This window comes from Salarchaeum sp. JOR-1 (genome assembly GCF_007833275.1).
Lineage (GTDB): Archaea > Halobacteriota > Halobacteria > Halobacteriales > Halobacteriaceae > Salarchaeum.
In genome coordinates, this window is the sequence record NZ_CP042241.1 from 742,845 (window position 1) to 766,171 (window position 23,327).

19 protein-coding genes are annotated in these 23,327 nt (G+C 63.7%); 12 read left to right on the forward strand and 7 right to left on the reverse strand.

Translation table 11 applies throughout. The features are described from left to right. Window positions 1-95: 95 nt before the first annotated feature. Window positions 96-1,268, forward strand: coding sequence for an alanine--glyoxylate aminotransferase family protein (locus tag FQU85_RS04890; protein ID WP_145845063.1), 1,173 nt, complete (start codon window positions 96-98; stop codon window positions 1,266-1,268). On the opposite strand, the gene FQU85_RS04895 is transcribed toward FQU85_RS04890, so the two are convergent. Together FQU85_RS04895 and FQU85_RS04900 are read right to left on the reverse strand one after the other, a co-directional pair. Then, complete coding sequence (locus FQU85_RS04895; RefSeq protein ID WP_145845069.1) at window positions 1,269-2,426, reverse strand: MFS transporter; 1,158 nt, start codon at window positions 2,424-2,426, stop codon at window positions 1,269-1,271. Window positions 2,427-2,465: 39 nt separating this feature from the next. After that, window positions 2,466-3,014, reverse strand: coding sequence for a hypothetical protein (locus FQU85_RS04900; protein ID WP_145845075.1), 549 nt, complete (start codon window positions 3,012-3,014; stop codon window positions 2,466-2,468). Between the two features lie 432 nt (window positions 3,015-3,446). Here FQU85_RS04900 and FQU85_RS04910 point away from each other — a divergent pair, with 432 nt between their 5' ends. The 3 genes from FQU85_RS04910 to FQU85_RS04920 all read left to right on the forward strand — a co-directional run bounded on the left by FQU85_RS04910 (window position 3,447) and on the right by FQU85_RS04920 (window position 7,241). Next, window positions 3,447-4,724, forward strand: a complete 1,278-nt coding sequence (locus FQU85_RS04910; RefSeq protein WP_145845085.1) for an O-acetylhomoserine aminocarboxypropyltransferase/cysteine synthase family protein — start codon at window positions 3,447-3,449, stop codon at window positions 4,722-4,724. Next, window positions 4,721-5,878: a homoserine O-acetyltransferase gene (gene metX / locus FQU85_RS04915; protein WP_145845089.1), complete on the forward strand. Its 1,158-nt coding sequence runs from the start codon at window positions 4,721-4,723 to the stop codon at window positions 5,876-5,878. The genes FQU85_RS04910 and metX overlap by 4 nt, the downstream gene beginning before the upstream one ends. 61 nt (window positions 5,879-5,939) lie before the next feature. Further along, on the forward strand, window positions 5,940-7,241 hold the full coding sequence (locus FQU85_RS04920) for an O-acetylhomoserine aminocarboxypropyltransferase/cysteine synthase family protein (protein WP_145845091.1): 1,302 nt from the start codon (window positions 5,940-5,942) through the stop codon (window positions 7,239-7,241). 118 nt (window positions 7,242-7,359) lie between these two features. Here the strand turns inward: FQU85_RS04920 and serB are convergent, their stop codons facing one another. Continuing rightward, window positions 7,360-8,001: a phosphoserine phosphatase SerB gene (serB, locus tag FQU85_RS04925; RefSeq protein WP_145845093.1), complete on the reverse strand. Its 642-nt coding sequence runs from the start codon at window positions 7,999-8,001 to the stop codon at window positions 7,360-7,362. Window positions 8,002-8,039: 38 nt separating this feature from the next. Next, entirely contained in the window at window positions 8,040-8,528 is a 489-nt protein-coding gene (locus FQU85_RS04930) for a pyridoxamine 5'-phosphate oxidase family protein (protein WP_206022068.1), read from the reverse strand. Between the two features lie 39 nt (window positions 8,529-8,567). Between FQU85_RS04930 and FQU85_RS04935 the strand changes: the two genes are divergently transcribed. The 8 genes from FQU85_RS04935 to FQU85_RS04970 all read left to right on the forward strand — a co-directional run bounded on the left by FQU85_RS04935 (window position 8,568) and on the right by FQU85_RS04970 (window position 19,570). Beyond that, window positions 8,568-13,613, forward strand: a complete 5,046-nt coding sequence (locus tag FQU85_RS04935; RefSeq protein ID WP_145845096.1) for a DNA polymerase II large subunit — start codon at window positions 8,568-8,570, stop codon at window positions 13,611-13,613. Between the two features lie 1,213 nt (window positions 13,614-14,826). Further along, entirely contained in the window at window positions 14,827-17,184 is a 2,358-nt protein-coding gene (locus tag FQU85_RS04940; RefSeq protein ID WP_168219935.1) for a phage/plasmid primase, P4 family, read from the forward strand. Window positions 17,185-17,690: 506 nt separating this feature from the next. Next, window positions 17,691-18,071: a hypothetical protein gene (locus tag FQU85_RS04945; RefSeq protein ID WP_145845101.1), complete on the forward strand. Its 381-nt coding sequence runs from the start codon at window positions 17,691-17,693 to the stop codon at window positions 18,069-18,071. Next, entirely contained in the window at window positions 18,064-18,336 is a 273-nt protein-coding gene (locus tag FQU85_RS04950) for a hypothetical protein (protein WP_145845103.1), read from the forward strand. Before FQU85_RS04945 ends, FQU85_RS04950 begins: the two co-directional genes overlap by 8 nt. 108 nt (window positions 18,337-18,444) lie before the next feature. Then, window positions 18,445-18,726, forward strand: coding sequence for a hypothetical protein (locus FQU85_RS04955; RefSeq protein WP_145845106.1), 282 nt, complete (start codon window positions 18,445-18,447; stop codon window positions 18,724-18,726). A gap of 169 nt (window positions 18,727-18,895) precedes the next feature. Further along, on the forward strand, window positions 18,896-19,165 hold the full coding sequence (locus FQU85_RS04960; RefSeq protein ID WP_145845108.1) for a hypothetical protein: 270 nt from the start codon (window positions 18,896-18,898) through the stop codon (window positions 19,163-19,165). Then, complete coding sequence (locus FQU85_RS04965; RefSeq protein ID WP_145845110.1) at window positions 19,162-19,356, forward strand: hypothetical protein; 195 nt, start codon at window positions 19,162-19,164, stop codon at window positions 19,354-19,356. The genes FQU85_RS04960 and FQU85_RS04965 overlap by 4 nt, the downstream gene beginning before the upstream one ends. Further along, complete coding sequence (locus FQU85_RS04970) at window positions 19,340-19,570, forward strand: hypothetical protein (protein ID WP_145845112.1); 231 nt, start codon at window positions 19,340-19,342, stop codon at window positions 19,568-19,570. Before FQU85_RS04965 ends, FQU85_RS04970 begins: the two co-directional genes overlap by 17 nt. A gap of 125 nt (window positions 19,571-19,695) precedes the next feature. Here the strand turns inward: FQU85_RS04970 and FQU85_RS04975 are convergent, their stop codons facing one another. From FQU85_RS04975 to FQU85_RS04980, 3 genes are all read right to left on the reverse strand, one after another. Beyond that, window positions 19,696-20,997 carry a site-specific integrase gene (locus tag FQU85_RS04975; RefSeq protein WP_206022069.1) on the reverse strand — a complete coding sequence of 434 codons (1,302 nt, stop codon included), beginning with the start codon at window positions 20,995-20,997 and terminating at the stop codon, window positions 19,696-19,698. 281 nt (window positions 20,998-21,278) lie between these two features. Continuing rightward, window positions 21,279-21,434 (reverse strand): hypothetical protein, encoded by a 156-nt coding sequence (locus FQU85_RS13290; RefSeq protein WP_168219936.1) that lies wholly within the window; start codon window positions 21,432-21,434, stop codon window positions 21,279-21,281. 69 nt (window positions 21,435-21,503) lie between these two features. Then, window positions 21,504-23,279, reverse strand: coding sequence for a BCCT family transporter (locus FQU85_RS04980; protein ID WP_145845114.1), 1,776 nt, complete (start codon window positions 23,277-23,279; stop codon window positions 21,504-21,506). Window positions 23,280-23,327 lie beyond the last annotated feature (48 nt).

Sequence of the window (23,327 nt, forward strand, 5' to 3'; positions counted from 1 at the left end):
AGGCCTGGGGGTGGCGTAAATGGCGGGGCCGCCGCGCTCCGGCACTAGTTGCACGGATCCACGACGCTTAACCCGCGTCCGCCCAATCCACGGATATGCGAGAGGATTTCCTCCTCCTGAACCCGGGCCCCGTCCCGTTGTCGGACGACGTCCGCACGGCGATGTCGGAGCCGATGGTGTCGCACCGATCCAGCGAGTTCGAGGCCGTCTACGAGCGCGCGCAGGACGGACTCGACTACGTGTTCGAACGCTCCACGCTGGACGAAGCCGAAACGTCCGCGGGCGGGACGAGCCTCGTCCTGAACGGCACGGCGACGATGGGGATGGAGGCCGCGGTCGCCAACCTCGCGGACGCGGACGACGAGGTCGTCGCGGTGGTGAACGGGAAGTTCGGCCGTCGGTTCGCCCGCATCGCAGATCGCCACGCGAACGTGACGCGCGTCGAGTTCGACTGGGGGAGTCCCGTGGACGTCGACGCGGTCGCGGACGCCGTTTCGGACGACACCGCGGTGGTGACGATGGTGCACAACGAGACGAGCACGGGCCTCCTCAATCCCGTTCGGGAGGTCGGTGAACTCGCGGCGGAACACGACGCGCGGTACGTCGTGGACGGCGTCACGTCTATCGGCGGCGACGAGTTCCGCGTCGACGACTGGTACGTCGATATCGCCATCACGGACGGCCAGAAGGCGCTCGCCGGCCCGCCCGGTGTGAGCGCGCTCTACGTCTCGAAGCGCGCCGAAGGCCACATCGAGGGCGAGGGCGCGCCGTTCTACGAGGATCTCGACTGGCACCTCCGGAAGTCCGAGAGCCACCAGACGCCGTTCACGAGCGCTGTCCCGCTCTTCCGCGGGTTGGCGGTCGCCGTGGAGACTATTCGACACGAGGGGATGGGAGAGCGCATCGCCCGGCATCGCCGACAGTCCGCGGCGTTCCGGAGCGCGTTCGAGGCGATGGGGCTCGAGCTCTTCCCCGGATTGAACGAGCACTCGACGTACTCGAACACGCTCACCGCAGTCTCGCTCCCGGACGAGGTGTACGGCGACCCCGAGGAGTTCATGAGTGAGGTCAGCGAACGCGGTGTGTCCATCAGCGGCGGCCAGGCCCACCTCGGCGGCGAGATATTCCGCGTCTCCAACATGGGGAACCTGACGAGCGAGCACGTCCTCCGCGGAGTTCGAACCATCGGCGAGTCCTTCGACGCGGTCGGCGTCGACGTGGACACCGAGGCGGCGCTGGACGCGGCGCGCGACCACCTCCGCCAGTAGTTAGCGATCGAGCTTGAGGAGCGCGGGCAGCGCGACGGCGGCGAGGAGGAGTTCCGCGCCGCCCGCCGCGAGGAACGCTTCTTCATACCCGTACTCGTCGGCGACGTAGCTCCCGCCGACGATGCCGACGAGGAATCCGAGGCTACCGGCGGCGTTGAATCCCGCCATTCCGACGCCGCGTTCGTTTCCGCGTGTGAGGTCGGCGACCAGCGCCATCGTCGCGGGCGCCATCAGCGCGCCGAGCACGCCGACCGCGACCATGCCGACGCGAGCGTACAGCAGCGCGGGCACGAGACCGACGGCGGCGACGACGACGCCGTAGAGCGCGGAGCCGCCGGCGATGGGAAGCGTGCGGCCGATTCTATCGGAGAGCCGGCCGAACGGGTACTGGAGGAGGGCGAACGGCGCGAAGAACAGCGCGAGCGTGAGGCCGGTCGCCGCGCCGTCCAGCCCGAACGCGTCCCGGAAGTAGTAGGTGCCGACGAGCGCGAAGAACCCCGCGGTGAATCGGTCGACGAACCCGAACGTGTAGGGGACGGCGAGCGCGGGGCGGCGGCGGAGCGTGCGGAGTGCGTCCAGCGCGGACGCGGCGCGGTCTGGCGCGCGGTCGGTGACGAACAGCGCGAGCACGCCCACCAGTCCGAGGGAGAGCGCGCCCGCCCAGAGCGGGAGGACGGGGTTCATGTCGGTGAGTTGGCCGCCGACGGGCGCGCCGAGTGCGGTGCCGAGGCCGATGGCCAATCCGGCGGCGCCCATGTTCTTCCCGCGCTCGCTGGAGAGGTCGGCGAGCATCGTGATGGCGAGGCTGAACGCGCCGACTGTGAGCGCGCCCTGGAGCACGCGGAGCGCGACGAGCGCGGGCAACGAGAGCGCGCCGGCGGTCGCGGCGAGCACGGCGTAACATATCGCGCCGCCGACCGCACCGGCGGTGATGTAGGGAACGCGGCGGCCCGTTCGGTCGCTCACTGCACCCCAGACGCCGGCGAACGCGACGAACGCCGCGAACTCCGCGCCGAGGAACCACGTGCTCGCGTCCATGTTCGCGCTCGCGCCGAGCGCGTCGACGAGGTCGGGAATACCCGGGTAGAGGAGAACCTGTGCGAACAGGGTCGCGAAAACGACGGCGGCGAGCGCGGCTCGTTCACGTCGTTCCGTCACACGTCGCAGTCAGGGCGGCGAGTCGTATAGCCGGTGCGGTTACTCGCGGACGCGGTGGAGCACCGAGCTCTCCTGGGCGTACGCTTGGTAGACCGCGCACGCGATGATGACGCAGAACGTGAAGATCGCCCAGTAGGCGGCGGAGACGTAGTCGAGGAGGGGGACGCCGACTTCGGTGGCGAGTACGAGGAGAATGCCGAGCACGCTCAGGCCCGCGTAGAACTCGCTCCACGACAGGCCGTACTTCGGGACGACTTCGAGGTAGATTCCCACGTCCTTCGCGTGGTCGGAGAGCGTGACGGTCTTCTCGTTCTCGTCGTACTCGACGATGTCGAGTTCCGCGAGTTTCGGCAGGTGGGTCTGCTGGAGGGTGACGTAGACGGACTGTCGGACGTTCCGCGGCGGCGGCGACTCGCCGCTCTCCTGTTCGGCGATGTACTCGGAGAGTTCGCGTGCGGTCGTCTCGCCGTCGATACTCCGGAGGTACTCGAGGACGTATCGCCGGCGGTCGTTCCGGAGGACGTCGTGGATGTCGGATTTATCGAGGCGGCTCGACTGTGGTTCCGAGAGCAGCGCCCGTCCTTTCATTGAGTACATCTACAGTTCGCGACATATTGAACGTGTTGTATGTCTCGACGACATACTTGGGCGAATATTGATTTTCTGGCCGGAATCCGAACCATCGTATATGGGGGCTTTAGCCGATGAAACGACTGGTTAAGAACTCCCAACCTCGTTTCAGGTAGGGTGTAGTAGTGTCGGGGCAACGAATGCAATCCGGGACACCTGCACTCCTCGCGGGCGCGCTCCTCGTCCTCGCTGTCGTGTCGGCGCGCCGCTCGCGGCGTTCACGACCGTCTCGTTCGGGTACGGGACGGTGTTGAACCTCTACTCGCATCTGCTCGGATACTGTCTGGGCTCCCTTGCGCCCTCCCTCACGATTCGGCTCGTGTCACTCTAACCGGCAAACGTCGCCGTAACTCTCAGTTATAGATGGGTGTAGGAGTATGCGTGTAGTGTATGAGTGACGAGGGTGAGTCGGGCTTCGACACCCGAACTGTCCACGCCGGCAGCGACCCCGATCCCACGACGGGGGCGCGCGCCACCCCGATCTACCAGACCACGTCCTACGAGTTCGAGAGCGCCGATGCGGCCGCCGACCTCTACGCGCTCGACAGCGATGGAGACATCTACTCGCGCATCAGCAACCCCACGGTCGCCACGCTCGAAGACCGCATCGCCAGCCTCGCCGGCGGCAGTGCGGCCGTCGCGAACGCCAGCGGAATGGCGAGCTTCGACGCCCTGAACTTCGCGCTCGCCTCCGCGGGCGACAACGTCGTCTCCGCGAGCGCTATCTACGGCGGCACCCGCGCGTACCTCGCGCACACCGCGCGCCGCCGCGGCGTCGAAGCCCGGTTCGTCGACACCCTCGACTACGACGCCTACGAGGACGCTATCGACGAGGACACCGCGTACGTCCACGCCGAAACTATCGGGAACCCCGCGCTCGTCACCGCCGACCTCGAACGCCTCGCCGACATCGCCCACGACAACGACGTGCCCCTCGTCGTGGACAACACGTTCGCGACGCCCGCGCTCTGCCGCCCCCTCGAACACGGTGCGGACGTCGTCTGGCACTCCACCACGAAGTGGCTGCACGGCGGCGGCACGACGCTCGGCGGTGTCGTCGTGGAGGACGGGAGTTTCGACTGGAGCGCCCACCCCGAGAAGTACCCGGAAATAGCCGGTGAAAACCCCGCGTTTCACGGGATCCGGTTCACCGAGCGGTTCCCGGACGCGCCCTTCGCTGCCGTCGCCCGCTACCGCGCCGCCCGAAGCATCGGCCACGCCCAGAACCCCTTCGATGCCTGGCAGACCCTCCAGGGACTCGAAACGCTCGGCCTCCGCATGAACCGCCACTCGGAGAACGCGCGAATACTCGCGGAGTACCTCCAGGACCACTCCGCCGCCGACTGGGTGTCCTATCCCGGACTCGACACCCACGAGACGCACGAGAACGCCACCGAGTACCTCGACGGCGGATACGGCGGGATGGTGACGTTCGGCCTCGGGAGTTTCGACGCCGCGAAGAACTTCTGTGAGAGCGCGACTCTCGCGTCGTTCCTCGCGAACGTCGGGGACGCGAAGACGCTCGTCATCCACCCCGCGAGCACCACGCACGCCCAGTTGAGCGAGGACGAACAGCGCAGTTCGGGCGTGCTCCCCGACATGGTTCGCGTCTCCGTCGGCATCGAAGACCCGGCCGACATCCTCGCGGACTTCGACGACGCGCTATGACCGTCACACTCGGGAACTTCACGTTCCAGTGCGGCGAGACCGTCCCGGAGTTCGAGATAGCGTACGAGACCTACGGCGAGTTCGAGGGCGACAACGCCGTTCTCGTCTGTCACGCCCTCACCGGCAGCCAGCACGTCGCATCGGGCGTCCGCGAGACGGAAGGCACCGCCGGACAGGCGCGGGCGTGGTGGGACGACGTGGTCGGCCCCGGGAAGGCCATCGACACGAACGACTACTTCGTCGTCTGCGCCAACGTCCCCGGGTCGTGCTACGGCACCACCGGCCCCGCGAGCGAGAACCCCGAGGGTGACCACTGGGGCACCGACTTCCCGCCCGTCACCGTCGGCGACTGGACGCGCGCGCAGCGCCAACTCCTCGACGAACTCGGCGTCGGCCGCCTCCTCGCGGTCGTCGGCGGGAGCGTCGGCGGGATGAACGCGCTCGACTGGGCGAAACGCTACCCCGACGACGTCCACCGGATCGCCGCCGTCGCGACCGCCCCCCGACTGGACGCGCAGTGCCTCGGACTCGACGCAGTCGCGCGCCGCGCCATCACCACCGACCCCGACTGGCAGGGCGGCGACTACTACGGCGGCGAGGAACCGACCGACGGCCTCGCGATCGCCCGCCAGCTCGGCCACCTGATGTACCTCTCGAAGGACTCGATGGAGCGGAAGTTCGGCCGGCGGAGCGCGGGCCGCGAGGGCGGCCGTGACCGCTTCCCCAGCGACCCCGCTGGCGGCTTCTTCCCCTACCGCGAGGTCGAATCCTATCTCGACTACAACGCGAGCCAGTTCACGGAGCGCTTCGACGCGAACAGCTACCTCTACCTCACGCGCGCGATGGACGACTACGACCTCGCGAACGGCTACGGGAGCGACGCGGACGCGCTCGCCGCGTTCACCGGCGAAGCCCTCGTCATGTCCTTCACGGGCGACTGGCACTTCACCGTCGAGCAGTCCCGCGACCTCGAAGCCGCGTTCGAGGACGCCGACGTCCCCGTCACCCACCGCGTCGTGGACTCCGACCACGGCCACGACGCCTTCCTCGTCGAACCCGAGAACGTCGGCCCGCCCCTCCGCTCCTTCCTCGACAGCGGCGTCTCCACCGACGGCGGCCACGCCCCCGTCCACAACAGCCTCTTTCCGGGATAGACGTCGGTAGGTTCTGCAGGTGTACCCCTGCTTTACGTCGCGCCGGGAGAAACCACGGGGTATGTCCGACGAGACTACCGAGACGCCCGGATTCGACACGCAGAGCGTGCACGCCGGCAGCGACCCCGACCCCGCGACGGGGGCGCGCGCCACCCCGATCTATCAGACTACCTCGTACGAGTTCGCGGACGCCGACGACGCGGCCGCCCAGTTCGCGCTGGAGAAACCAGGCCACATCTACTCGCGGCTGATGAACCCGACCGTGGACGTGCTACAAGACCGCCTCGCGGCGCTCGAAGGCGGCGTCGGCGCGGTCGCCACCTCCTCGGGGATGGCCGCGTTGAACGTCGCGACGTTCCTGCTCGCGGAAGCCGGCGACAACATCGTCGCGGCGTCCGCGCTCTACGGCGGCACCCACACCTACCTCAGTCACACCGTCGAGCGCCGCGGCGTCACCACGCGCTTCGTGGACACCCTCGACGTGGACGCCTACGAGGACGCTATCGACGAGGACACCGCGTACGTGCTCGTGGAGACCATCGGGAACCCCGCGCTCGTCACGCCCGACCTCGGAGCCATCGCGGACGTGGCGCACGAGCACGACACGCCGCTCGTCGTGGACAACACGTTCGCGACGCCCGCGCTCTGCAACCCAATCGAGCACGGCGCGGACGTCGTCTGGCACTCCACCACGAAGTGGCTGCACGGCGGCGGTACGACCGTCGGCGGCGCGCTCGTCGACGCGGGCAACTTCGACTGGCAGGCGAACGCGGACTCGTATCCCGAAATCGGCGCGGACAACCCCGCCTACCACGGCGTGAACTTCGCGGAGCGCTTCGGGGACGCCGCGTTCACGTACGCCGCCATCGCCAGGGGCCTCCGCGACCTCGGGAACCAGCAATCCCCGTTCGACGCGTGGACGACCCTCCAGGGCATGGAGTCCCTCCCGCTCCGCATGAACCGGCACTCCGAGAACGCGCAGGTCGTCGCCGAGTACCTCCAAGACCACGACGCCGTCTCCTGGGTGAACTATCCCGGCCTGGAGTCCCACGAGACGCACGACGCCGCGAGCGAGTACCTCGACGGCGGGTACGGCGGCATGCTCACGTTCGGCCTCGACGCCGGCTACGACGCCGCCCGCGCGACCGTCGAGAACACCGACCTCGCCAGCCTCCTCGCGAACGTCGGGGACGCGAAGACGCTCGTCATCCACCCCGCGAGCACCACCCACCAGCAACTCAGCGATGACGAACAGGCGGACGCGGGCGTGCTCCCCGAGATGGTGCGGCTCTCCGTCGGCATCGAGGATCCCGCCGACATCATCGACGACCTCGATCAGGCCATCGCCGCAGCCACCGAATAGCCCGAAACGCCTCTTTCAGCCACGCCTCCGGCGACGCCGACGAGCGCGAGGTCCGGGGACGGCCAGCCGGACGTGACGTACTACTTCGACTCCGCGAGCGAGAACAGGGAGTTCCAGGTCAGGATTGTATGAGGCCGTCCTCCGCGAACACCTCGTGGAGGACGTCCATGCGCGCGACGACGATGTCGCACTCGGGACGGACGTTCGGCTTCGGGAGGAACCCGACGGCGCGACCGGCGCGTTCGAGCATCGGGAGGTCGTTCGCGCCGTCCCCGACCGCGATGGTGTCCGCGCGGTCGACACCGAACTCGGTCATCGCGGCGTCGAGCGCGTCGTCCTTCGTCCCCTCGATGAGCGGCCCCTCGACCTCGCCGGTGAGGTGGCCGTCCTCGACGGGGAGCGAGTTCGCCGTGATGGCGTCCACCTCGACGTTCTCCTTCTCCAAGGCGGCCTGTACGCCCTCCTCGAACCCGCCGGTGAGGATGACGACGGTGTTCCCGGCGTCCCGCAGCGCCTCGATGAGGTCGGCCGCGCCCGGCCGGAGGTACACCTGCTCGTAGGCCGCCTCGGCTTCCGCTTCGGGGAGGCCGTCGAGCAGGGCGGCGCGCTCGCGCAGGCTCTCCGCGTACGCGAGTTCGCCCCGCATCGCCCGCTCCGTGATGTCCTCCACCTCGTCCGCGACCCCGTACTGCTCCGCGAGCAGTACGAGCATCTCGTCGTCGGACAGCGTCCCGTCGAAATCGAACGCGATGAGCGCCATACCCCACCTATGGGCGTCCACGCTTCAAACCACGCGGTTCAGGCAGGAGTCTCCCGGCCCGTGAGCGTCTCGCAGTCCAGGCGAACGAGCGCCACCGACACGTCCTCCAGGGGTTCGTCGAACAGCCGGAACGGCGCGAACGCGTCGTTCACGCCGGCGGGGTCGGGGTCGGCTTCGACTTCGGTCACCGGACCGGTCGCGTGCACGCTCCACGAGTCAAGTTCGCGCGCCTCCGCGGTGGGAGTGGCGTCGTACACGACGTAGCTCGCGCGCTCCGTCGTCTCCAGGAACCGTTTTTTCGTGCTGTCGGGCGTGTTCGCGAACCGGAAGTAGAGGGCGCCGTCCTCGTAACGGTGGTTGAGCGGGACGCCGTACGCCGCGCCGTCCCGGCAGAGCGAGAGCGTGCCGTGCGTGCGCTCCGCCAGTCGTTCCTCGATTTCGTCCCGCGAGAGTCCCGTGGTGTACGTGTACGCGGTGTCCATGCGGGCGGGGACGCGCCGCACCGGCTTGAATGGGTGGGCGAACACAACCCCTAATAGTCCGTCCGGTGTATCCGGTAGGCGTACATGCGCTCCGAGGACGAGGCCTACTTCGAACGACTCGAATCACAGTTGGACGAGGCGTTCGACCTCGCGGAGCGCGCGAAACAGCAGGGCGGCGACCCCGAACCCGAGGTGGAGATTCCGGTCGCGAAGGACATGGCCGACCGCGTGGAGAACATCCTCGGCATCGACGGCGTCGCCGAGCGCGTCCGCGAACTCGAGGGCGAGATGAGTCGGGAGGAGGCCGCGCTCGAACTCACCGAGGACTTCGTCGAGGGGACGGTCGGCGACTACGAGACCGACGCGGGGAAGGTCGAGGGCGCTGTCCGCACCGCGGTCGCCCTGCTCACGGAGGGCGTGGTCGCCGCGCCAATCGAGGGCATCGACCGCGTCGAGGTATTGGAGAACGACGACGGCACGGAGTTCGTGAACGTCTACTACGCCGGCCCCATCCGCTCCGCGGGCGGGACGGCGCAGGCCCTGAGCGTGCTCGTCGCGGACTACGCCCGCGCGCTCCTCGGGATGAGCGAGTACACGGGCCGGGACGACGAGATAGAGCGCTACGCCGAGGAGGTCGCGCTCTACGACTCCGAGACCGGCCTCCAGTACACGCCGAAGGACACGGAAACAAAATTCATCGCCGAGCACATGCCCATCATGCTCGACGGCGAGGCGACGGGCCAGGAGGAGGTCTCGGGCTTTCGCGACCTCGAACGCGTCGACACGAACAACCCCCGGGGCGGCATGTGTCTCGTGCTCGCGGAGGGAATCGCGCTCAAGGCCCCGAAGATTCAGCGGTACACGCGCGGCCTCGACGAGGTGGACTGGCCGTGGCTCCAGGATCTCATCGACGGCACGTACGACGACACCGACGACGCCGACGACGAGGCTGACGCCGAGAGCGAGGCCGCCGACGACGAGGCTGACGCCGAGAGCGAGGCCGACACGGCGTCCGACGGGCCGCCCCGAGTGGACTCCTCGGGGAAGTTCCTCCGCGACCTCATCGCCGGCCGCCCCGTCTTCGGCCACCCCTCTCGCGAAGGCGGGTTCCGATTGCGGTACGGGCGCGCGCGCAACCACGGCTTTGCGACCGCGGGCGTCCACCCCGCGACGATGCACCTCGTGGACGACTTCCTCGCCACCGGCACCCAGATCAAGACCGAACGCCCCGGGAAGGCCGCCGGCGTCGTCCCCGTGGACAGCATCGACGGTCCGACCGTCAAACTCGCGAACGGCGACGTGCGCCGCATCGACGACCCCCGCGAAGCCCTCGAAGTCCGGAACGGCGTCGAGAGGATCCTCGACCTCGGCGAGTACCTCGTGAACTACGGCGAGTTCGTCGAGAACAACCACCCGCTCGCCCCCGCGTCCTACGTCACGGAGTGGTGGAAACAAGACCTCGACGCGGCCGGCGCGGACGTCCAGGCGCTCGAAGACTCGCCCTACGTCGACCTCGAACACCCGACGCCCGAGCAAGCACTCGAGTGGGCGGACGAGTACGACGCCCCGCTCCACCCCGAGTACACCTACCTCTGGCACGACATTTCGGTACCTGAGTTCGAAGCGCTCGCGGACGCCGTCGCCCGGGGAGAAATCGACGGCGACGAACTCGTCTTCCCCTACGACGAGGATGTCCGTGAGACCGTCGAGGCCCTCATCCTCCCCCACCACCAGGGCGAGTACATCCGCACCACCGACTGGGAGCCGTTCGTCCGGTCGCTCGGACTCACTACCGACCTCGAAAAACAGTGGGACGCTCTCAGCCCCGACGCGAGAGAGTGGGAGAACGCGATGAAGGCCGTCGAGGAAGTCGCGCCCTTCTCCGTGCAGGAACGCGCCCCGACCCGCATCGGGAACCGCATGGGCCGCCCCGAGAAATCCGAATCCCGCGACCTCTCGCCCGCCGTCCACACCCTCTTCCCCATCGGCGAAGCCGGCGGCAGCCAGCGGAACGTGGCGAAAGCCGCGAAACACGCCCCCGACATGCAGAGCACGCCCGGCCAGATCGACGTGCAACTCGGCGTCCGCGAGTGCCCCGACTGCAGCCAGCACACCTACGAAGCCCGGTGTCCCGACTGCGAGGTCTGGACCGACCCCTACTACGAGTGCCCGGACTGCGGCGTCGAAGCCCATCCCGACGAATCCGGCCGCGTCGAATGCCCGCGCTGCGACCGCGAACTCGACAACGTCACCACCCAGACCGTCGACCTCCGCCAGGAGTACGCCGACGCCCTCCAATCCGTCGGCGAACGCGAGAACGCCTACGACATCCTCAAAGGCGTCAAGGGACTCACCTCCTCCGAGAAAGTCCCCGAACCCATCGAGAAAGGCGTCCTCCGGGCCAAACACGGCGTCACCACGTTCAAGGACGGCACCGTCCGCTACGACATGACCGACCTCCCCGTCACCTCGGTTCGCCCCAGCGAACTCGACGTCACCGTCCAGCAGTTCCGCGAACTCGGCTACACCGAGGACATCAACGGCGACCCCCTCCAGCACGATGACCAACTCCTCGAACTCAACGTTCAGGACATCGTCCTCAGCGACGGCGCCGCCGAACACATGCTCAAAACCGCCGACTTCGTCGACGACCTCCTCACCCAATACTACGGCGTCGACCCCTTCTACGAACTCGACGACCGCGACGACCTCGTCGGCGAACTCGTCTTCGGCATGGCCCCCCACACCAGCGCTGCGACAGTCGGACGCGTCGTCGGCTTCACCAGCGCCGCCGTCGGCTACGCGCATCCCTACTTCCACGCCGCGAAACGCCGGAATTGTGATGGTGACGAAGATTGCGTGATGCTGTTGATGGACGGTCTGCTGAACTTCTCGCGGAGTTACTTGCCGGACAAACGTGGGGGAAGTGTCACCGAGGATTCCCGGCTTGTCGCAGTCGACCCAGAGGACAACGTTCGCTTCCTCACGTTCGACGAACTCTGGAACGAGCTGGAGAGTCCGCTCGAGGTCGATGGGAAGTTCCGAAAGCGAACCTGTGTTCACGAGGGATGGCGGACGTACGCGTTCGATGAGAACCACCAGGCGTCCCTCCAGCCGATTGAGAAGGCGATTCGGTATCGTGCGAGCGAGGACGAGGTGATGGTTCGGGTGGAAACGCAGTTCGGACGGTCTCTCGACCTCACCGAACACCACAGTCTCTTCAGGTACGACGACGGAATCGAGGAGGTCGCGGGGGGCGAACTCGAACCGGGCGACCTCGTCGTCGCACCACAAAGCCTCGATGTTGAGACCGAGGAGACGACGATTGACGTCCTCGACGCAGTCGAAGAACCATATGTCTTCGTCGACGATGTCGAGCAGTACCTGACTCGTGTCTGGAACGAGGCCAACCGTGGCGACAAGACTCGGGTCGCGTTCGACGGCGGACTCTCGTACCGGCTCAGAAAGAAGAAACTCTCCTACGAGATGCTGGAACGACTCTCCGACGAATCCGGAACGACCGCTCCGGATGAATTCACGGTCGGATTGAAGGGCTCGTCGGACGGTATCGCGCGGTCAATCGATGTCGACGAGGATTTCGCGTGGCTCCTCGGGATGTTTGTCGCCGAGGGATCACTCTCCACTGCGAACCCGACGATACACAACGCGAACGAGGATCTCATCGAACAAGTCGTCGAAACAACGGTGTCGGCTCTCGGCGTGGAACCCAACGTTCGCTGGTCGAACAAGGCGTACGAGGTCAGATTTCCTGCTGTGTTCCGGGATGTCCTCTATCACCTCGGTTTCGAGGACGTGGACTCGTACGACTCGACCGAGAAAGTAATTCCCGAGTGTATCCTCCACGCGCCTGACGAGGTCGCGCTCGCGTTCGTACGGGGATTCATCGCAGGCGATGGTAGCGAGCCTGCCGATGGCAACGTCACGTCGATTGCCTTCCACACGACGAGCGAGGACGTGAAGGACGGGTTCGTCTTCCTTCTCCACCGGTTCGGCCTCGTCGCGAACGTCTCCTATCGAGAGCGTGACGAGACGCGGAACCCGATCTACACTATCACTGTTTCCGGCGGTGCGTCGGATAATCCTCTTCGCCGTGTCCTGAACGGGGATGAACCCTACCAGCCGAAGAGTCTCGTCGTCACGATTCCGGAGGCGCTGATGGAGATTCGGAAGATGGACGTTCCCGACGTGAAACAGATTGTACCGAAATACCTGAAGCGCCGAGACAACGTCTCCCTGGAGAAGCTCCGCGAGATGGTCGATGAACTCGACGACCAGAACCTCCCGGAGGCTGCCCGTGAGCGGCTCGACGACATCCGCCCCCTCGTCGACGGCGACCTCTCGTACCTGCGTGTCACTGACGTCGACGCAATCGACTACGACGGCTACCTCTACGACCTTCAGGTAGGAGGCGACCCCGTATTCACGGCGAACTGGCTCTACGCGCACAACTCGATGGACGCGCCGCTGGTGATGTCGAGTCGTATCGACCCGTCGGAAATCGACGACGAGGCGCACAACATGGACGTGGTGCGGCAGTATCCGCGTGAGTTCTACGAGGCGAGTCGGGAGCTGGCTGACCCGGAGTCGGTGGACGTGGAGATCGCGGAGGAGAACCTCGGAACCGACCTGGAGTACACGGGGTTCGACCACACGCACGACACGTCGAATATCGCGCTCGGCCCCGACCTCTCCGCGTACAAGACGCTCGGGAGTATGATGGAGAAGATGGACGCGCAGCTCGAACTCGCCCGGAAGCTCCGCGCCGTCGACGAGACGGACGTGGCGGAGCGCGTCATCGAGTACCACTTCCTCCCCGACCTCATCGGGAACCTCCGCGCGTTCAGCCGGCAGGAGACCCGGTGTCTGGACTGCGGGAAGAAATACAGACGAGTCCCGCTCACGGGCGACTGCCGGGAGTGCGGGGGAACCGTGAACCTCACCGTTCACCGCGGCTCCGTCAACAAGTACATGGACACCGCGATTCAGGTCGCAGAAGAGTACGACTGCCGGGAGTACACCAAGCAGCGCCTCGAAGTCCTCGAACAATCGCTGGAGAGCGTCTTCGAGAACGACAAGAACAAGCCCACGACTATTGGTGATTTTATGTAGTGGCGAGTCGTGCGTGACGAGTGGGACACTTCTTCCCTCGCCCGCACTAATCTTCTACAATACCTCTTCAGTAGGACAAGACTTTTTACAACGCCCGCCTTATTCATTGAATAAGAACATACACGCGCTCCCGGGCCACCTAGACGGGGTGGCCAAAGTGGATTCCGTTGGGAACGGAAGTACGCCCCCTGGATTCCCCGGGATTCGTGGGGGAGAGTCCGTCATCTTGATTCGGTTCTCTCCCCTGCTGGCGTACTCCCGAAAATCGCGTGTAACACCATAATAGCTCACCCATCCGTTGAAAGCGAGGGGTATTTTTACGAACAGTGTCGGCTATGTCTACTACACCCGCAAATAACATCGGCTTCGTCCCGGCCTCTATCAAACGAGCCTTCTGACTGCCCCACGCGGGTATGTTGGATTCCATAGGGGCTACCTTTGTCAAACAAGCTTCTACCTCCTAAAGCGATTTACACGGCCGAATACACGATATCCAGGTGTTACGCTCGATAGCTTCACCCCCTTTCTCTGTGGCGAGAGAACCGATAGCGCGCCGTCCATAGCTACCACGCTCCGCACGCCGCACTAGCGAGCGATCACGTTCTCACAGTACGCTTCTTTTGCCGGTAAGGGGAGACTGCAGTTTTTCATTTCGCCGGTTAGTGCTGACTGCAGTTTCCTGAACACCGGCGTCGGATTCGAGGTGATTGCAAGAATGAATCGAACCACAATCTCAGTGGCTGAAGAGACGAGAGACGAATTGTACTACCAGAAACAGCCGGGCGAGAGTTACGATACGTTTCTTCGCAGAGTTGTCGGGATAGAGGCGGACGAGTAACAGCGCGAATTTCGCGGATTCTACATTTACCAATGAGTACGCAAAAATCAGCAGAGAGTGGTATCGCTACCGTTGAAGAGAATCGAGAAGCGATTGAGTCAATTGCTGAAAGCGACCTTCCAGCCGCGAGAGTGGCCACGGCGCTCCTAGAGGTGTGTGAGGAATGAAGGGTGGGGAAAGTGGGGGACGGTGTGGGCCGTCACGTGAAGGTTACGTAACGAAACCGCATAATGGTTTTGGTGACGCCGTCGCCGGCTTTGGCTGTCCCGCGTGTGACCGCCCGACCCTTCAAGAAACGCCCGACGAAGTAACCGACTTCCAGTGTCGTGTGTGTGGCGAGCGTGTCCGCGAGGTGGATCTATGAATCCCCGTGAGGTGCTGGCTGAACGCCTTGCCGACGCGGGATTGCTTGAGAACCGCCTAATCCCCGTGGAGGACGGCGGCAAAGCGTCCAAAGTCTACCACAATGACGCGCGACACCGGCGGAGTAGCTTCGAGGACGTCTCCGGGAATTATGGGGTGTACGCCGGCGCGACACCCGCCGGAGATCGCTGGCTGATTGACGTAGATATTGACGACTACAGCGACGACGCCGATAGTGACGCGCTCGAAGCGGTGAACGACCTTCCCGACACGTTCACAGTTGAAAGCCCGCATACGGACGGTGAGACGGGCGGCCACCGCTACTACTACATCGAGGGAAAGGACGTCCACGAGAGTATTGAGGCGTTCCACGGCGCGAAGAACCCCGGTTTGAGTTGGGGTGAGATTCGCGTTCACAACCAGTACGTGGTTGGGCCGGGTTCCCAGCTTGATGGGTGTAGTAAGGAGTGGTGTGACGAGTGCGCTACTCCGGACGGCGGCCACTATCAGATTGCCACAGACGCCGAGATTGCCGAGATTACGCTGGCCGACCTCTTCGATGTGCTACGCGCCGACGAGAGCGACGAGACGCCGTCACACGCCGGCGGGAGTGTGGATACCTCCCGGGACACCCCGGACGCTGACGGAAGTACGTCACACGCCCGTGCGGTGGCAGAACACTACTCGAATATTGAGGAGTACCTTCAGTTCGGGAGTGACGACCGGAGTGAATCAGACTTCCACGTGTGCTGTCGGTTCATCGAACACGGCGTCCCTGAATCCGAAGCCTACCACCTACTTGCGGCGAATGGTAACTCAAAGGTAGACGCTGTGGACGCCGCACAGGATTATTGGCAGCGGACGTGGCAGCGCGCGAAACAACAGGTCGGGAGTGACGCGGATACCGAAACACTCCCGTCACAGTCCCGTCCGGACGGTGGGTCTGCCGCCGTGAACCCCACCCATGACGCCGACAATACGGGTTCGACTACGCCCCAATGGAACGGAGTGTATGAGCAGTACGCGAACGCGAGCGATAGCGACGACAAGAAGCCCGCACGGTTCGCAGCGACCAAGGTATTGAGCGAAACCCACCATTGGGCGAACCTCGAAGAAAACGACGTATTGTATGCCTACGACGACGATACAGGTATCTATGAGCCGACCGGCGAGAAGCGCGTTCGTGAGCTGTTAGTTGACCACCTCGCGGACCAATACGCGAAAAACGAGAAGTCGGAAATCCTCGATCAACTACGCGGCCGGCATACCGTCAGCCAAACCGACATGGGCGGCCCACCGAATCACGTCCCTGTCCAGAACGGCGTGCTCGACGTAGCCCCGCGAGACATTGACCTGAAACCACATAGCCCGGACTACCGATTCTTGGGGTCGGTCGCAACTGACTACGACCCGGACGCCGACTGTCCACGCTTCCGCGCGTTCCTCGACGACGTGGTGCAGACGGAAGCCGAACGGAAGAAACTCCAAGAATACGCGGGATATACGTTGCTGCATTGGGGACTCCCCCACCACAAGGCGTTATTCTTGGTCGGGCCGACCGCGTCCGGGAAGTCGACGTTCTTGGATACGATTCGCGCCGTGCTCGGTGACAATACTGTGGTGTCCCTCACCCCGCAGGAATTGACGGGTGAGCGGTTCGCCGGCGCGGAACTATACCAGAGTTGGGCGAACTTCCGGAACGATATTCCGAGTAGTCTGATTGAGGACACGGGCGCGTTCAAGGAGATTACCGCCGGCGACTCAATCAAAGCCGAGCAGAAATTCAAAGACCCGTTCCGGTTCGAGCCGACCGCGAAACACCTCTTTAGTGCGAACCAACTCCCGGACGCCGAAACCGATGACGAAGCGTTCTACCGGCGTGTGCTATTGGTTCCGTTCCCGTCCACCGTTCCGAAACAGGAACGTGACCCACACTTAGACGAGAAACTACAGTCGGAACTATCCGGCGTGTTGAACTGGATGGTCACGGGCCTGCAGCGATTACTACAGCAAGGCGGGTTTACGGCCGACCGAACCCCCGGTGAAACCCAGCGGACATGGGAGAAGTGGGGGAATACGGTTGACCGCTTCCGCGAGATCTGCTTAGAGAAAACAGACGGCGCGGAACTATCGAAACAGACGGCATACCACGCCTATCATGCGTTCTGTGAAGCCGAGAGTCTGCCGGCAGAAACCCAGCACAAGATGACGCGCCGGTTGAAGAAAGAAGGGATTGCGGACGGCAGAGCTACCATTGACGGCAAACAACAGCGCGTGTTTGTCGGGGTGCAACTCACCGGGAAGGGCGAAAGCTACCTTGATGACGACGACGATGATTCACAGAACAGCGGAATTAGACACTTCGGCTAAAAAGTGTCTTTGGGGGTAGCGGCGTTCTACCGCCGGCGAACCACAGTATTCGGGGTGGCGTTAGACACTTTTGTTCTATTAATCGCGAGCGCGTGTGTGTACGTGTGCGGTGGTTCAGAGGAAAGTGTCTAATTGACCCTCCGGAACCCGTGTGTGGTAGGAGTAGACGGCTTGAACCCGCGAAGACACTTTGATTTTCGCCCCGATGACCCCGGCGTGGGCGAGGCAATCCGACGACACTCTTCATGCATTGGACGTTCCCCGATCTTGCGCCGAGTGAAACGCTCGCTGCCTCACTCCTTGTCGCGTTCCTTGTGGTCGTGGGTGAGGCGAACGGGTCGCTCGGCGTTCTGGTGATTGGCCTGCTGCATATTCTTGACTTGCCGTCGCTGTTGCAGGTCGTATGCAGTGAGGCGCGGAAGGAATCGTGTTCTGACTAGCAGTGTGGCCGATGACCCGGCTATGTCGGCGAGGACTGCGGATAAGCGACAACAATTCTCATAGCTATGAGCACAGAGCAATTTGTCACGGCGAACGACGTAGCACAGACAACGAATAAGACGCCGGCCGAGATCGAGGCGGCCGTGTGGCGGACGATGGCCCAGCAGGCGCTTGGTGAGGTGGAAGCCAACCAAGTGTACGAGGATACCCTTGCCGGCGTCCTCAACACGATTTCGGCCAATACCGACGCTGACAGCGAAACGGACACGGATCCGTCGGGTGTGAGTACCTACGAGGACTATCTCGAAGCGGAGAACGCCGAGAAGATTCAGGCGGACACCGGCACCCCCCCGACTGACTACGGTGAGTACCTCGAAACGAACGAGGGCCGGCAACTCAAGCGCATTAACGGCGAGCTTCACCTCACGGGTGGCGACGATGCGTAGCGACGAGTTCCCAGACGCCGAACACTACGTGTGGCTCCACTCCACCCTGCGGGCTGACGGTGCGACCTATGAACCCGGTGACGAACTTCCCCGGGAGCTTGCCGAAGAAGCGTGGTCGGCGAATAGCCGGCGGATTGCCGCAGTGGATAGTGACGGCGACCGTGTGGATACGCCTGCCCGCGAAGAAGGCACGCAGGGCGGCCTTGAGGCGATGACTCACCGCGAGATTGACGCCGATAGCGCGCTCGCCAAATTCCGAGGCTAACCACCCCGCGAATTGCCGATGACCCCCACGTTGGGGCGAGGCCGTCCATGTCCCTAGTGCGCCCGTATTGTGGTGTGAGACCGTGAGAAACCTCCTTCTTTCAGTACAATGAGAGTCTACAACCCACGCGGAGCCAAACCCATAGAGACCGACGAGAGTAGTGGTGAGAGCGCCGCGACAGACACGGATACCCTTGCAGACCTTGGCGACGTTCTCGCCGACCTTGAAGCCCTCACGGGCGACGTGAAGGCCACAAGCGAGGAGTGGAACCGCCTCGGCACAGACGGCCGCGCGGACATCCTCAAACTCCGATTGCGAATGATCCGAGACCGAATCGAAACAGCACAAGCCCAAGGCGTCAACGAACACGCGGACGCCTACTTCCACTAACCCCCAGAGTATCCTCTTTTTCGTACCCCGGCAGCGGTGTTTTGGCCGGGACTAAACGAGGTGCAGTAACCGTGACTAAGCAACTACCAATTACGTTCCCGAACCCGATGTATAGCCCACAGAACGCCGTTCCGCGCCGAATTAAGGACGAAACCCCCGGTGGTTGGCCATGAGTGAGAGTGACCGCGCGAGCGCGGGCGCGAACGATAGCCTGCCGGAGCGTGACGAGATTCTCGGGCTCTTGGAGGACGGGATCGAGGAGGCTCACCGGAAGGTGACGGACGGCCGGGTGTATGATGCGGAGAACGAGAAGGTGCGGATCAAGTGGATTCGCGCGCTCGCCTACGCCGCCAATGTCCACCGGCAGATCCAGAACGACCGTGACCTTGAAGAGCTATCTGAGCGGCTTGAGCAACTTGAAGAGGAGGAAAACCTGTGACACGAAAGAGTAAACGCGAGATTGAGGCGACGCTTGACGAGATTGAACCGAAGCGGAAGGAGTGGCCGGCGGACGTGGATCCGTTTGTGCTTCGGGAGATGGCCGGCGGCTGGGATGAGATCCCGAAAGAAGTGCTGGCTGAATCGTGGCGGAACGCCTTACAGCCTGTTGATAATGACGCGGAAGAGTAAGCGCGAGATCGAACGAACGATTGACGACTTAGCCCCGGAGCCGGGCGACGAGTACCCACACGTGGAGAGTCTCGCTATGCTACTGGGGTATGAGTGGGACTTTGAATCACTGGGCGAGGAGCGGCTTGTCGAACGCGAAGGGGACGGCAAGGTGTTTTACGTCCCTGAAGAGTTTGAAACAGCGGTGTGTGACGTATTATCTGGCGACGAGTAGGGGGTTTAACCAACAGTCGCGGGATGGGACGCCGTCTGTGTTGGTTAAGACGAAAAATCGGGAGTGTGCAAAACACCACTAATGGTAAAATTACACACCGAAGACGTGGAGAAGGTGTCTGTGGCTTACTCGTCGTCGTCGGATAACGCTTCAAGCAGCTTTGCCTTCTTGTCGGCCGGCAGATCCGCTATAATCTCGTCTAGCGTATCGACGTTTTCCTGTTGGTCGCTCCCCGGTTCAGTCTCCGCATAGGACTGTTTCAAGTCATCCTGTATCTGTTCCTGTGCGGCCTGTGCGTCCGGCGTAAACACGTTCCCACACCGACTGCAGGCCTTGGCGTCCGGCGCGAGAGAGTTCCCACACACGTCGCACACGTCCGGCGTAAGCGGACTATCGTTCTCCGGTTCTCGAATCCCCCACGCCTCTTCGGCGCGCTGTACGTGATCGTCGCCGGACAGATGGCTATACGTCGTTTCCATGACTTGTGAATCCGCCGCGTGCCCAATCAGGTACTTGATCGTGTCATGAGGGAGGTCGTAATCCCGGGCGGCGATAGTCACGAAGTTATGCCGCATAGCGTGGGGATGCATCGGCTTCTCAATATCCGTATTCTTCTTGATCCGGGACATGACTTGTCGGATAGTCTCTCCACTAACGGGTTCGGACGGATCCACGGCCGAATACCCCGGTTTCGCTGTGATTAGGTAGTTCTCCGGGTCGCTGGTATCCGGGTGGTACTCTAGCCAGTTCTGAACAGCGGCTTTCGCGCCCAAGAGCGGGCGGGTTCCATTCCGGTCGCTCGCGCCCTTCAGTCCGTCCACGTTCGGGTTCAGCCGATACGTTCCCTCTTGTGGGTTCACGTCTTTCAGTCGGAGTGTGCGGAGGGCTTCACGGCGCTGGCCGGTGTATAGGAGTAACTGGAAAATGAGCTTATCCCGTGGGCCGCCACAGGCTTCCCGGGCTTCGTGGATTTCCTCTTTGGTCAGCATATCCCCGGGGTTCACGTGTGAGTCCTTCTGGTCGAACATCGGAATATCCGAAGGGTCTACTGCATAGTCGTGGTAGCCGTAGAACTTCCGTAAGGCGGCTTGATACGACCGGAGCGTAGATTTCTGAATCCCGGAGTCTTTGACTGTGGGGTGGCGGCCGTCGTGCATCGCCTGAATGTCTTGTTTCAGGTCGTCCACAGTCGCGGTGGTAAGGTCACGTTCGCGCGCGAACTGCATGAGGCGGTACAGCCACGACATGATTGTTCCGGGGGTTCGGGTGCCTTCTCCCTCCGGCGTGGACGTCATTACGTTGTGGTCGTCGTAGGCGTCACAGAGTTCGCGGACGGCGGCTGCGGTATTCTCGTCTATTTCGCCGGCGTCGACGTATTCCTCGAAGGTTTCGCGCCGTCGTTCGTATTTCTCTCGGGGTGTGGTCATGCTAATCGGATCGCACGCCCCGACCTTAGTTCTTTGGAACAAGCCAAGTGTCATTAGTGGGTTACAAGAACAAGCAGTCTGGGATCGCGGACTTCATGTAGTCGTCCGGGACGTGCGCGGTTTTCCGTCCAGATTTTGCGAGGAGCGGTGTGCTGTGTCCATCCGACGAGTAAACGGTGGGTGTAGGGCGACAAGAACAGGCAGTCTGGGATCGCGGACTTCAACACGATGCCGGTGGTTGCGCGGCCAGCGCACTCCTAATCGCGCCGCGCGTCCCGCCGTCACTCGACGAGGTATCGAGCGCGGAGGTAGATGAGGAGACTGGCACTGATGAACGTGAGACCGGCGATCTGGAGGCTACCGGTGGTCATCGCGTAGAGCGCGACCGCAAACAGGACGACGACGAGCGCGGCGGCGGCGGTTCCGGGCCAGTTCACGATATCGAACGTTCTCTCCCGGCCCGCTAAATAGGCTTGGAGGCGTGTGCGCGAATCCGTGGACGCGGCCTAATCGTCCCCGGCCTCGGCGTTCTCTTGGATATCCGTCACGACCTCTGTTCTCGACCGGTCGATATCGACGTCCTTCTCAGTAAGAGTCTGAATGCGGTCGGCGAACTCCTCCGACTGAAGGATTTCGTACTCCTTCTGCAGGCCGAGGTAGACCGTGTAGCACATCACGACGAGGATGATGGCGAACGGGAAGCCGGTCGCGACGGCGGCGGTGCGGAGCGCGGCGAGGCCGCCGCCGTAGAGCAGGAGCGCGGCGACAGCCCCCTCGGTGACCGCCCAGAAGACGCGCTGGGTGCGCGGAACGTCCTGCTTGCCGCCGGACGTGAGGTGGTCGACGACGAGCGACCCGGAGTCCGAGGACGTCACGAAGAACGTCACGACGAGCAGCGTCGCGAGCAGTCCCGAAATCGCGCCAAGCGGGAACTCTTCGAGAACCGCGAAGGTCGCCACCGTCTGTCCGAACTCCTGGTAGAGCGTGAGGACGTCACCGTTCCCGAGGAGGGAGTTGTGGAGCGCGCTCCCGCCGAACACCGCCATCCAGAACGTCGAGAAAACCGACGGAATGACGAGCACGCCCACGACGAACTCGCGGACGGTACGGCCCTTCGAGATGCGTGCGATGAACAGTCCGACGAACGGCGACCACGAGATCCACCACGCCCAGTAGAAGACGGTCCACGCGTGAACGGTGCTCTGGCCGGTGCCGAGGACGCCAGTGAAGAACGCGAGACCGGGCAGGTGGGTGAGGTATGCGCCGAGACCCTGCGCCCAGACGCCGAGCAAGTAGACGGTGGGGCCGACGAGCAGCACGAACCCGAGCAGCGCGAACATCAAGTAGAGGTTCAGCGTGCTCAGGCGCTCAACACCGCCTTCGAGGCCGGCGGCGACGGAGAGCGTCGCGATACCCGTGATGATTGCGATGAGCGCGATTTGGGGCATCGTCCCGCGCGGAATCACGACGAGTCCGAGCATCCGCGGGCCGAGGATGTAGGAGAGGCCGGTGTTGATCTGACTGACGCCGAAGCCGAGCGAGGTCGCGAGCCCGAACAGCGTCGCGAAGACAGTGACGAGGTCGATGAGGTGGCCGGGCCACCGGTAGATTCGGTCGCCGAGGAGCGGCCAGAAGATCGAGCGGAACGTCAACGGCAGCCCGCGGTTGAACGAGAAAAAGGCGAGGCCGAGTCCGACGAGCCCGTAGATGGCCCACGGATGGAACCCCCAGTGGAAGAACGTCTGTGCGAGCGCGGCGACACCGGCCGCGCCCGTCCGCGGGTCAGCGGCGAAGAATCCGGGGACGTTCGTGTAATAATAGAGGGGTTCGGAGACGCTGAAGAACATCAGCCCGATACCCATTCCGGCGCTGAACAGCATTGCCATCCACGAGAAGTCGCTGAACTCTTTTTCGGCCTCGACGCCACCGATGCGTATCTTCCCGTACTTGCTGAACGCGAAGAAGAGCAGGACGGCGATGAAGAGGTTGACGGCGAGCAGGAAGAACCACCCGAAGTTCTGGTTGAAGAACGACTTCACGGCCGCGTAGGTGGTTCGGGCACTGCTCCCGAGCAAGAGCGTTGCGCCGACGAACGTGGCGATAAGTACTAGGGAGACGGGGAAGACGACCGGGTGGACGTCGAACCCCCACTTCTGGATGTTCGTATCCCCGGGTTCGCGTTCGGACTCCGGGTGGAAGAGGTCAGTCTGGAGCCCTTTACCGCCGTCGGCGATCTCCTCGCCGCCCCGATCCGCATCGTCGTTCGCGTCGTCGTCAGTCATTCACTGTACACCTCCGAACGAACCCGCGGCACTCCTGGTGCCGCGAGC

Excerpts from the sequence above, each read along its gene's own strand:
- FQU85_RS04920 (WP_145845091.1), top strand. The coding sequence starts at position 5,940 with ATGTCCGACGAGACTACCGAGACGCCCGGATTCGACACGCAGAGCGTG.
- FQU85_RS04945 (WP_145845101.1), top strand. The coding sequence starts at position 17,691 with ATGAGCACAGAGCAATTTGTCACGGCGAACGACGTAGCACAGACAACG.
- FQU85_RS04950 (WP_145845103.1), top strand. The coding sequence starts at position 18,064 with ATGCGTAGCGACGAGTTCCCAGACGCCGAACACTACGTGTGGCTCCAC.
- FQU85_RS04935 (WP_145845096.1), top strand. The coding sequence starts at position 8,568 with ATGCGCTCCGAGGACGAGGCCTACTTCGAACGACTCGAATCACAGTTG.
- FQU85_RS04900 (WP_145845075.1), bottom strand. The coding sequence starts at position 3,014 with ATGAAAGGACGGGCGCTGCTCTCGGAACCACAGTCGAGCCGCCTCGAT.
- FQU85_RS04980 (WP_145845114.1), bottom strand. The coding sequence starts at position 23,279 with ATGACTGACGACGACGCGAACGACGATGCGGATCGGGGCGGCGAGGAG.
- FQU85_RS04955 (WP_145845106.1), top strand. The coding sequence starts at position 18,445 with ATGAGAGTCTACAACCCACGCGGAGCCAAACCCATAGAGACCGACGAG.
- FQU85_RS04970 (WP_145845112.1), top strand. The coding sequence starts at position 19,340 with ATGACGCGGAAGAGTAAGCGCGAGATCGAACGAACGATTGACGACTTA.
- serB (WP_145845093.1), bottom strand. The coding sequence starts at position 8,001 with ATGGCGCTCATCGCGTTCGATTTCGACGGGACGCTGTCCGACGACGAG.
- FQU85_RS04960 (WP_145845108.1), top strand. The coding sequence starts at position 18,896 with ATGAGTGAGAGTGACCGCGCGAGCGCGGGCGCGAACGATAGCCTGCCG.
- FQU85_RS04975 (WP_206022069.1), bottom strand. The coding sequence starts at position 20,997 with ATGACCACACCCCGAGAGAAATACGAACGACGGCGCGAAACCTTCGAG.
- FQU85_RS04890 (WP_145845063.1), top strand. The coding sequence starts at position 96 with ATGCGAGAGGATTTCCTCCTCCTGAACCCGGGCCCCGTCCCGTTGTCG.
- metX (WP_145845089.1), top strand. The coding sequence starts at position 4,721 with ATGACCGTCACACTCGGGAACTTCACGTTCCAGTGCGGCGAGACCGTC.
- FQU85_RS04910 (WP_145845085.1), top strand. The coding sequence starts at position 3,447 with ATGAGTGACGAGGGTGAGTCGGGCTTCGACACCCGAACTGTCCACGCC.